This is a genomic window from Paenibacillus sp. Y5S-9, from assembly GCF_036894235.1.
GTDB lineage: Bacteria > Bacillota > Bacilli > Paenibacillales > Paenibacillaceae > Paenibacillus.
The window spans coordinates 6,024,683-6,036,180 of the sequence record NZ_CP145887.1; the positions used below are offsets into that span (position 1 = coordinate 6,024,683).

7 protein-coding genes are annotated in these 11,498 nt (G+C 46.2%); all 7 read right to left on the bottom strand.

All coding sequences use genetic code 11. The annotated features are described in order from the left end of the window. Nucleotides 1-674: 674 nt before the first annotated feature. Nucleotides 675-1,958: a diaminobutyrate--2-oxoglutarate transaminase gene (gene ectB / locus V6669_RS26485; protein ID WP_338588634.1), complete on the bottom strand. Its 1,284-nt coding sequence runs from the start codon at nt 1,956-1,958 to the stop codon at nt 675-677. 1,297 nt (nt 1,959-3,255) lie between these two features. Further along, a complete protein-coding gene (glmS, locus tag V6669_RS26490; RefSeq protein WP_338588635.1) occupies nt 3,256-5,088 on the bottom strand; it encodes a glutamine--fructose-6-phosphate transaminase (isomerizing) in 1,833 nt (610 codons plus the stop codon). Between the two features lie 924 nt (nt 5,089-6,012). Next, nucleotides 6,013-7,353 (bottom strand): phosphoglucosamine mutase, encoded by a 1,341-nt coding sequence (gene glmM, locus V6669_RS26495; protein WP_338588636.1) that lies wholly within the window; start codon nt 7,351-7,353, stop codon nt 6,013-6,015. Between the two features lie 72 nt (nt 7,354-7,425). Then, the gene (locus V6669_RS26500; RefSeq protein ID WP_338588637.1) at nt 7,426-8,919 is read right to left on the bottom strand and encodes a CdaR family protein; all 1,494 of its coding nucleotides are present in this window, start codon (nt 8,917-8,919) and stop codon (nt 7,426-7,428) included. Then, entirely contained in the window at nt 8,912-9,748 is an 837-nt protein-coding gene (cdaA, locus tag V6669_RS26505) for a diadenylate cyclase CdaA (protein ID WP_017692119.1), read from the bottom strand. Before cdaA ends, V6669_RS26500 begins: the two co-directional genes overlap by 8 nt. 313 nt (nt 9,749-10,061) lie before the next feature. Next, entirely contained in the window at nt 10,062-10,676 is a 615-nt protein-coding gene (locus V6669_RS26510; RefSeq protein WP_036614042.1) for a zf-HC2 domain-containing protein, read from the bottom strand. Nucleotides 10,677-10,813: 137 nt separating this feature from the next. Beyond that, nucleotides 10,814-11,380, bottom strand: a complete 567-nt coding sequence (gene sigW / locus V6669_RS26515; RefSeq protein ID WP_017692117.1) for an RNA polymerase sigma factor SigW — start codon at nt 11,378-11,380, stop codon at nt 10,814-10,816. Between the last annotated feature and the right edge of the window lie 118 nt (nt 11,381-11,498).

The following is an 11,498-nucleotide window of genomic DNA, read 5'->3' on the forward strand; positions in this document are numbered from 1 at the left end:
AATATTAATGGCTTGCGCCAAGTCACCGCTTTGATTGCCCGGTTGATCGCATGCGGCAATCCTCTGCCTAGCAGCTGTCCCCCTCGGCTCCCATGCGTAAAGGACAACAACAAGCATCGTTCTACGCAAGAGATGCTCGGACTTCTCTGCTTCAATATGCTTGCTGCAGACGAGCCACCCGAAGACGGGATTTGGTTTAACATAGGGTTTGGAATTGGATTTGGGGATAAACGACAAGGAATGTTCCTCCTGTCGATGTAAGGCTTGCCGCAGGGTTCCGGCCGTCCAGCAGGAAGTCGACCGTAATTCCTGATTTGGCACCCGAGCTGCCTTTGACGAAGCCTATGTTTAAGGGGTATTGATACACTCTATGTACGATTTGCTTATTCCCCCACAGCCCTGGTGTGGATAAGTAAAGATTCGGCTGCGGGGTAGTGAGCTTTTCCTGACGATTAAATTTAACGAGGGTACTGCATGAGACTCAAGGAACGCTCCGTATGGCACGAACGGGACTGTCCTTGGCGGAGAAGTCCATGTTGATTGACGTTACCGCAGGTAGCATGAGGAGAAAGTCTTCCACTGAGGTGAAAGCGCTACCTTAACATCAAGTCCGCACGCCCTCCGGAAGGCACTTTCGTGCCTCTTGCCGGGGGCGGCCATCGGCTTGGCCAAGCTTAGGTCGTAACTAGCAAATCCTTGGTCTCCTGAGAGATCACCTGCTGCATACTGGACTTGATAATGTCGCAGCCGGCAGCCAGATGCTCCATCGAGACGGTCAGCGGAGGCATGATCTTCAGCACACAGTCTCCTCTGCCAGCTCTTTCAATGATGAGCCCGTTGTCGAAGCTGATATCCGTCACCCGCTTCGCCCCGGCTTCATCCATGAACCCCGAGACGTCAATGCCCCAGATCAGGCCGAGTCCGCGGATGGCGATGGACGGATGCAGAGGCTTGATTTCTTGATCAAGGAACGAGCGCACATACTCTTCCTTCTGTTTCACCTGAGCTTCCAGTTCGGTTCTGTCCCGGAACTCGAGAGCAGCCTTCGCGGCCACAAAAGCCAGCTGGTTGCCGCGGAAGGTGCCGTTGTGCTCGCCCGGAGTCCAGATATCCAGTTCGGGCTTCAGCAGCAGCAGGGACATTGGCAGGCCGTACCCGCTGATCGACTTCGACAGGGTAATGAGATCCGGCTCGATCCCCGCACGTTCGAAGGAGAAGAATTCGCCTGTCCGGCCGCATCCTACTTGAATCTCGTCTGTAATGAGCAGAATATCGTGTCTGCGGCAAAGCTGCTGCAGCTCGCGTAGCCACTGCGCGTCGACAACGTGAATTCCGCCTTCGGCTTGTACCGTTTCAAGCAGAATCGCGGCCGGCTTGTCGATTCCGGAGTGCGAATCAGTCAGGATATTCTCGATATAACCGAGCGTATCCATTTCTGCGAAAGCCCCGCTCGGGTGCGGCATGAACGTAACTCCGTCCAGAGGAAGCCCCGCCCCTTCTCTCATGGACTTGGAGCTTGTCGCCGACAGACTGCCGAGCGACATGCCGTGGAATCCACCCATGAATGCGAATATTCCACTTCTCTTCTTCGCCTTGCGTGCGAGCTTCAGGGCCGCTTCCACCGCATTCGTCCCTGTTGGACCGCAGAATTGAAGCTTGTAATTCAGCTTCTTCGGCTCCAGGATTCGCTCCGAGAAGCTCTGGATGAATTCACGCTTGGCCATTGTATACATATCCAGACCGTGCATAATCCGGTCGGAGGTCAAGTAATCGAGAACCCGGTCTTTAATATAATCGTTGTTATGGCCGTAATTGAGTGCCCCGGCACCTGCAAAGAAGTCAATATATGCTCTTCCGTCCTCAGAATATAAAAGGTCTCCCTTGGCCCGGTCGAATACCACCGGAAAGCTTCTGCAGTAAGATCTTACGTTGGATTCCAGCTTTTCAAAAATGCTCACTCACTTCATCCTCCATCGGAATTGGGATAAGGTTGGCTCCATCTTTCTGAACCTTCCTTTCTGAACCTTCTGACGTCATGGAGCAACATATTCTAGGCTGTCATTTTTCACAATTGTTGGTCCCCGCATGCCGGCTTGTTGGTTAGCCAGTATACTGGTCTCTCGCACACAGCTTGGATGGGTATAAAAAACCCTACAATTCCATTTATTAGAATAATAGGGAATAAGACCTAGGTTGAATTATATCAAAATTTACAAGAATGTATAGTAAAATTTTTGTTAAATATAGTCAATATATTGTTAAATTTGGTTTATAAAACATAATGTGTTAACATTCTTCGCTAAAAAGAGTGAATGGAGAAGAAACGTGGGAATGGTTTGGCAACAATCGAGGTGTTGACATTCAGCCATGAAATAGGATAAATTGGTATATATTCCCTGTAAATATTCTTTGCCGGTGTTCCGATTCCTTTCACTTTGTAATAACTTAACATGATTACCTGACCAATTTCTGAAAGCCTGGCTGGAAACTGGCCGCAGCGTCCGCACGGATGGCAGCCGGCATAGTTTTGTATCACGCCTTCTTCTCTGCACCTCTGTTAGAGTAAAGAGCATATATTTTCTGCTCCTCTTCATCAAACTGTACGTATGTATTTTTCCCTCATTTGCTTTCCGATGTCCTTCATTATTTACATGCAGATTACAATCGCGTTCTGAGTCCGAATTGAACGGACAATGATTTCATTTCGTGTAATAAGCTCGTCCATACGAGCACGTTGACGCTTCTTGGCATACCATTTTGTGAGTAGCTGAAGGATGTACCAGTCACGTTCAGTCATCTTCCTTTATTGTTCAAATGATCTTTTTTGCCCGATCCGCATCCTTCTTGGGGATATATTGACACTTTCGAGATGCTAATTTTAATGACTTTCTTTAAGAAGTTGATTACATTCGTGCACGAAGAGTATTTCAAATGTGAGAATTACAAAAAGATACTCTTCCTAAGGTACTCTATAATATGGGTGAGTTTTCGTTCAATGAATGACCGCAATTTGCAATGCACAAACACAAATAAGGTGGTTCTAATATTTTGAACCACCCATCTGAAACATCAAAAAAGTCCTGATGACTTAGAGTCATCAGGACCATTATTTTGTTCATACTTTATTAGTTTACTAAATCTATTGATTAACCCATTATCCATGTCATTGGACAACAGTTAGTGTAATTCCATACTTTTGTTAATGGTTCTACACTTATTTATCACTAGACAATAAACTAATTTGTACAGAATACCTTATTCAACCGTTACACTTTTCGCCAGGTTACGTGGTTTATCTACATCGTGACCCAGTGCCAGGGAAGCATAGTATGCCAGCAATTGCAGCGCAACTACAGACAAAGCAGGGCTAAGCAGTGGCAGTGTCTTAGGAATCGCAAACGCTTGGTCTACGGATTTCAACAATGGTGCTACGTGCTCTTCATACGTAATTGCCAATACATCTGCGCCACGTGCTTTTACTTCCTTAATGTTGCTCACTGTTTTCTCAAGTACGTTCTCCTGCGTTGCCAGGGCAATAACAGGGATACCGTCTTCGATCAATGCAAGCGTACCGTGTTTCAACTCACCCGCAGCATACGCCTCTGAGTGAATATAAGAGATCTCTTTCAGCTTCAAAGATCCTTCTTGAGCTACTGCATAGTCAAGACCACGGCCGATGAAGAAGAGATGTTCATGTTTGGAGATTTGCTCTGCATATCCTTTGATTGCATCGGCTTGCTCCAACATGGATTCCACTTGCTCAGGCAATGCTTGCATCGCTGCCAGCGTGTGTGCAATCTCTTCAGCAGATTGTGTACCACGAACTTGTGCAAGGTACAGACCAAGCAAGTTAAACGCGATCAACTGTGAAGTATACGCTTTGGTAGAAGCTACTGCAATTTCAGGACCTGCCAAAGTTGCGATAACATCATCTGCATCACGTGCAATGGAGCTACCCACTACGTTAGTGATTGCCAGTACATGTGCACCATTGGATTGTGCTTCACGCAATGCAGCAAGCGTATCGGCAGTTTCACCGGATTGGCTCACTACGATTACAAGTGTATCTTTGTGCACGATTGGGGAACGGTAACGGTACTCGGAAGCCACATCTGTTTCAACCGGAATACGTACCAATTGCTCAATCACTGTACGTCCAACCAGACCTGCATGGTACGCTGTACCACATGCAATGATTTGAACGTTACGGATATTTTTAATTTGTTCTTCAGTCATCTTCAACTCAGGAAGTTGAACTTTTTTACCTTCATTATCGATGCGACCCAGCATTGTATCACGATATGCTTTTGGTTGCTCATGAATTTCTTTCAGCATGAAGTGCTCAAATCCGCCTTTTTCTGCGGTTACAGCATCCCAATCGACACGAATCATTTCCCGAGAAATAAAGTTGCCTTCAATCGTCATCAATTCGACAGCATCATGTGTCAATACAGCCATTTCACCATCATTCAGAATGTACACGTTACGTGTATGTTCCAGAATTGCCGGGATGTCGGAACCAATGAAGTTCTCGCCTTCACCAATACCAATAATCAATGGGCTTGCTTGACGCACAGCTACGAGTTTCTCAGGCTCATGCTCTGTCAATACACCCAATGCAAATGCGCCACGCAACAACGTGATCACTTTTTGTACTGTTTTGACGATATCACCATTGTATTCACGTGCGATCAGGTGAGAGATAACCTCAGTATCTGTCTCGGAAGTGAACGTGTGACCTTGAGCCATCAATTCGTCCTTCAGATCCAGGTAGTTCTCAATAATACCGTTATGCACAACAGAGAACTTCTGGCTTCCATCCGTGTGTGGATGAGAGTTCTCATCCGATGGTTTACCATGAGTTGCCCAACGTGTGTGTCCGATTCCGGCATTACCTACCAGTGGTGCACCATCCAGCTTGGCTTCAAGGTTCGCAAGACGACCAAGAGCTTTCGTGATTTGCAAACCTTCGGGTGTGAATACCGCAATACCTGCAGAATCATAACCACGATACTCAAGTTTCTTCAACCCTTCAACCAATACCGATTGAGTGTTCTTATTACCAATATATCCAACAATACCGCACATAATTTATTTCCTCCGTTTGTATATGAATACTGTGTCACGAAGAGAAACAGGCAGAGGCGGCACATCGGAAAAATGAGTGATTGCCTAGCGTTTCATGAATACTTGGTACTTATTCAATTATCAATGATCAGAGCGACCTCGTGTCGCCCCGCAGTCATCATAAGCTGTTATGAATGCAATCATGAATGTACATCATTTTCCCGTCCGCGTACTGTTTACGCTCTTCACGCACATTCATTTGAATTTTAGTTTAACTCTTGCACCTGCACCGGCGCGTTGTGTGGACAGTCACCCATCCATTTTCCGCAATCCGGTTTACGGCTCTGGTGCTTCACCGGGAGGTCCCCGCCGAACAATCCGAACACCTCCACCTCGTCAGCTTGATTGCCGTTGATCTTAATCAGTCGTTCTTCAACCTAGAAGAAATCCTGATCAACATCATCCCGCGCAACTCCAAGCTCTGGCGCTTGTGTAACTGTAACCTTACGTTCCTCACTTTCTGTGTCTGAATGACGACTCCACTCATTATATGCACGTCAGGTCCATTTTGCAATGGAGCAAAGTACCTGTGACAATTTCAGCATATTTACCCACAATCCCGACCGGATAAACGGACCTATGGTCTCATCATGCCGGGACGCAGGAATATTCATCTTTAAGAGGAAATTCAAAAAGTCCGCTTTTGATTACGAATCATGCCTATTGGCATAATCAGCATCGAATATGAAATTCAGCCGAAATGTCCGTTGCTCACGTAGTTTCCCTACGCTCCGCTACTCCATTTCTATCTTCATTCCATCTTCTCGGTACTGAAAACCAGACTTTTTGAACACGCACTATATGTCCTAAATCCTGTTATATCATACCCTTTATACACAACAATTCCCTTAAGAAAACCGTATGCACAAGGGATTTCTTCCAGTCTTATACCAGTTCTTTTTGCACTACATCTGCGATTTGAGACACAAATTGTTCAAGTTCGTCTTTATCTGGTCCTTCCGCCATAACACGGATCAGGGATTCAGTACCTGAAGCACGAACGAGTACACGTCCATTATCGCCGAGTTGTTGTTCTACTGTAGTAATGGCTTGCTCGATTGCAGCATTACCCTCGTATTTGCTCTTATCTTCAACACGCACATTCACCAGTACTTGTGGGTACTGGGTCATCAACGCTTTGAGCTCACTCAGTTTTTTACCGGAAGCCTTGAGTGTGTCCACGAGTTGAATCGCAGTCAACATACCGTCTCCGGTTGTATTGTAATCCAGGAAAATAACATGGCCAGATTGCTCTCCACCCAAGTTATAACCGCCGCGACGCATTTCCTCCATCACATAACGGTCACCCACTGCCGTTTTAGCTGTTTTCAGTGCAAGTTTCTCCGTTGCTTTATAGAATCCGATGTTACTCATAACGGTCGATACAACAGTACTGTCCTTCAACTTGCCTGCACGATTCATCGCATCACCGCAGATACACAAAATGAAGTCTCCATCCACCTCAGCGCCTGTCTCATCAATAGCAATCAGACGATCCGCATCCCCGTCAAAAGCAAGACCCAGATCTGCTTTATGTTTGAGCACTTCTTGTTTCAGGTTCTCTGGATGAGTTGATCCACATTGCTCATTGATATTCAGGCCGTTAGGCTCAGCGCCAATGGCAATGACTTCTGCACCAAGTTCACTGAACAATTTCGGTGCCAGCTCATAAGCTGCTCCGTTTGCACAGTCCAAAACAATTTTAAGACCAGAGAACGACTCATTTACTGTTGTTTTCAAGAAATCGAGGTAACGATAACGGGATTCTTCATCCGTCGTCACGGTACCCAGACCGCCACCAACTGGCCGTGGCAATTGATCTGTCTCCGCATCCATCAGCTCTTCAATCCGGTTCTCTGTTTCATCAGACAGCTTGAAGCCATCTCCACCAAAGAACTTAATTCCGTTATCCTCAACCGGATTGTGGGAAGCCGAGATCATCACGCCCGCGTCAGCTTTCAACAAACGTGAGATATACGCCACTCCCGGAGTGGATACAACGCCCAGACGAATCACATCAGCGCCAATGGACAACAGACCTGCAACCAGTGCGGATTCCAACATCAATCCCGAGATACGAGTATCCATGCCGATAACCACTTTTGGTCTTTCCACACCACCTGCAAGCACGTAACCACCACAACGTCCAATGCTGTAAGCCAGCTCTGCCGTTAACTCTTTATTGGCAACCCCTCTTACACCGTCTGTACCAAAATATTTCCCCATGATTTAACTCCTTCTATTCGCATCATATACGAGCACTATTATTATTTTTTGAGAATTTTAAAATTAGGACGTTTACGGATTAGCGCCACTTTTACTGCCAGTACCGCTGTTATTATTATTTAAATTACCTCGACTGCTTGTGCTCCCCTGTTGGCCCTGATCCTGAGTATCCGTATTCGATTCCGTTTCTTCTTCATCAGGAACAGGCTCTGTTTCCCCATTTTCAACCTCGGCTGGTGTTGGGTCAGGTGCTACCGTTCCCTCGTCCGTCGGTTCTTCGCCAGGAGTGGTCGTGGTATCTTCAGCCTTTTCGCTAATTTTGACCGTCGCACTCAATGCAGTGGATGATTCATCCAGTTTGGCATAACGGGGCAGGTCGGCTTCAAGCTTGATCTCATGCGTTCCGACCGCAAGTCCAGCAAGATCCCCGGTTAACGTGAGATCATCACTACTCAGACCCTCAAGCATACTTGCTGAGCCTGTAAGTGTGAGGTTCAGACCGCCGCTTCGAGGCGTAACCAGCGTCCCTTCCAGTCCATTTCCCGCACCGGTAAGTGTGATGGGGACGTTCGGAAAGACTTTGGTTGTCTCCTCTGCCTCGTCAAATGGTGATATGGTTACCTTGATCTGAATCGAACTAGGCTCGATTTTCTCAAAACCGGAAGGCGGCGTCAAGTCCACGTTAACTGTCGATGTACCCGACTGATCAAACTGTGTAAGATCAAGGGTTACTTGGTCGTAGGACTGTATACCTGCAAGCGCATCCTCTGATCCATAAACCGAGACTTCTTTCACGTTTGGCTCTACCGTGGAGAGTACCAGGCCTTCCGGAAGCTGTCCCGAATATTTGATTCTTAAGGGTACAGATGTATAGGGCTGATTGACCGGAACTCGGACTTCAACCGTTTGAGGCGTTATAATCGCATTTTCAAGGACCTTGCCCTCAGCATCGTATGCTTGAAGTTTCACTTTTTTCTGTATGACATCTTCCTTGGCATCTTTCACGCTCACACTGCCCTGAACCTTCGCTACAGCCTCGAGTTGCCCTTCGGGCAGAGTTACCTTAACCGGCGTCGAAGGTTCAATTACGGGCGTTCCAGCGCTGTATCCGGCGGATGGTTCCCCTTCGGGTACAATATTCACATTGAAGGATTTGGTGCCCAATTTTTCTACATTCACCGTAACCATGGAAGGTTCCATGCTGACCACTTCTACCCCGGAAGGCAAATCAGGTACGAGTGGCAGTGTATTGGACCCATCTTTCACCTGACTCAGATCGACCAGTACCTTGTAATCGTCATTCGTAAAAATCGATGTTAGCATCGAGCGCTGTCCTTTGATCTCCAGCCGGACCTCATCCGTACTTAATGAAGTAAGCACATAGCTGTTGCTGTCTAATCCATAAGGTTGAACAGGCACCGTACGTTCCACAACCTTGTTGGTTGTCCCTGTTGTAATTGTAGGGGTGGTTGGTACTTCATCCAGATGAATCATGAACCAGAGCAGCAGGCTCACTGCAAGCGCAAGTATTTTGGCAAAGTTATTATTGTTAAACCATTTATCCATTGTTACGTCCTCCCTTCCGTTTCCAGAAGGTTGTCCAGCCATTCTTTTTCAGATTGGATGTAGGGCGCAACTCCTCATACAGTTTGGCAATCAGCGATTCTTCCTTAATATCACGAACGACCTGTCCATTCATTGCAAGTGACACTTGTCCTGTCTCCTCGGAGACAACCAAACAGATCGCATCTGCAACTTCGGTAATCCCGATTGCTGCACGGTGACGCGTTCCCAATTCCTTACTGATAAACGGATTCTCTGATAATGGCAAATAACAGGCTGCCGCCGATATCTGTTTCCCTTGTATAATGACGGCTCCATCATGGAGCGGTGTATTTGGAATAAAGATGTTAATCATCAGCTCCGAGCTGACCAGAGAGTGCATCTTAATGCCCGATTCCGTGTAATCGTTCAGACCCGTTTCACGTTCAAATACGACCAATGCGCCAATTTTACGCCGTGACAAATAATTAACAGACTTAATAATCTCACCAATTAACACCGTTAATTCTTCATCACTCGCTGCCGCTGAACGTCCAAATAGCTTACCGCGTCCCAATTGCTCCAGACCACGACGTAGTTCCGGCTGAAAGATAATGAACACCGCAACGACACCAAACGTAAACATCTGGTTCATTAACCATTTGAGCGTATACAGGTTTAGCCACGTACTTAATGCCCAGATCAGCACAAGGAACAGAATCCCTTTCAGGAGCTGAACCGCACGTGTCCCCCGCACAAGCAAAATCAGTTTGTACATAATATAGGTAACGATCAATATATCGATAACGTCCTTAATGGACTCTGTCCACGTTAAGTCAGCAAAATAATTCATAAGCCAGCCCCCGCTATCCCCATTGATGAGTAAACCCTGATCTCATATTAACCCATTAGGATTTTATATAATCCTTTGTCTCCGCATTTCTGCATCATTCGATTTGTGCAAAATGCGTATCTATATGTAGTAGTATGTTCTCTTTAGTATCTAGGTTATAACGTTAACGTTCAGGTTGCAAGTTACGGCAGTCTCAAACTGCACATAAACATCACATTTACCATTAATTACAAAGTTTCGTATAAAAAAAGAGTACCCCATGCAATCTGGAGGTACCCTGCTTGGTATATACCATTGAAGATTTTACCCTGTTCTAGCGATAAGCCACTTCATTTACCATATTGGTTATTTTGTACCAGAACCAGTCCAGCGCCTGATCAATACTTTTCACCTGACCTGAAATATGCGCCGTTGAAGCCTGAAACAGTTGTCCGTCGATAACCGTCAGATTGCCGTTCACATCACCATATACTTGTGCGGTTCCATTTTCTATCGTAAGATCGCCAGCAATAGACTTACCTTCAGGAACAATAACCGTGTTACCCTGAATCACGATCTGGTCCAGATTATTTCCCTTAACAACCATTTCGTTATTCTGATTCCAGAAATTCAAGGCGCTAAAGAGCATCACGACCAAAAAGAAGGCTGCCGCCGTCAGCGCGGGATGTCCTTTGACCCATTTGAGCCATGCTTGCTGTCTCTTGGGCTGGGGCAGAGCATTCATAATTCGATTGGTCAGCTCATCAGAGGCAGACGGTGAATAGTGTTTCATGGCAAAGAGTAGCATTTCCGTCTGTTCCAACTCTTTAAAGCGCATGCGACAATCCGGACAGATCACAAGGTGACTTTTCAGTTCAACCTTCTGGGCCGGGGACAACGACTCATCCAAACATTCATGCATTAAAGAGACGGCCGAGTTGCAATCCATATGAGAGCCAATCCTTTCTTAAATCACTTAGTCCATGTGCCATTAAAAAGCACGCATAAGACTTGCATACATTACATACGCATCCGTTTCGGATATGTTTCAAATAATTTCGCCCATAATTTAAAGGCTCTTAACATTTATAACTTATACTCCAATTTTTTACGTAGAAAATCACGGCCCCGATGAACGCGTGTCTTGATCGTTGTTACGGGCATACCTGTCACATCACTGATTTCCTGTAGCGACAAGTCCTGTAAATATCTCAGAATCATAACGGACTTATACTTGGCTGGCAAACTGTCAATGGCCTCACGAATGAGTGTCTGCGTTTCTGACAGGAGTGCTTCACTCTCCGGTGTACGATCATCACTTGGGAGCATCGCATAACCATCAGATCCTTCCTGATCATTCAGTTCAGCATCCAAAGAGTATGAAGGTTTCTTTCTGCGCAGTCGGTCAATACACAGATTCGTCGCAATCCGGTAGATCCAGGTTGAGAACTTCTGGTTCGGATCGTACTTCTCCATATTACGAAACACACGCAAAAACGTCTCCTGCACAACGTCTTCAGCTTCATGACGATTGTTCAGCATCCGGTATGCCAAATGAAATAGCTTGTCCTTATATAGTTCAACGATTTCTGCGAAGGCTCTCTGGTCGCCCTTGAGCACCAGTTTCACAAGCCTGTTCTCCAAATTGTCCACCCTTATTCCCCCAGACATGCTGATGGGTCTTCCGTCTTCTGATACCCGTCCACACTTGTAATTCACCAATCAAATCGTAAATCAACTTTGGTCAAAAATCAAGACTGTATGACAAATA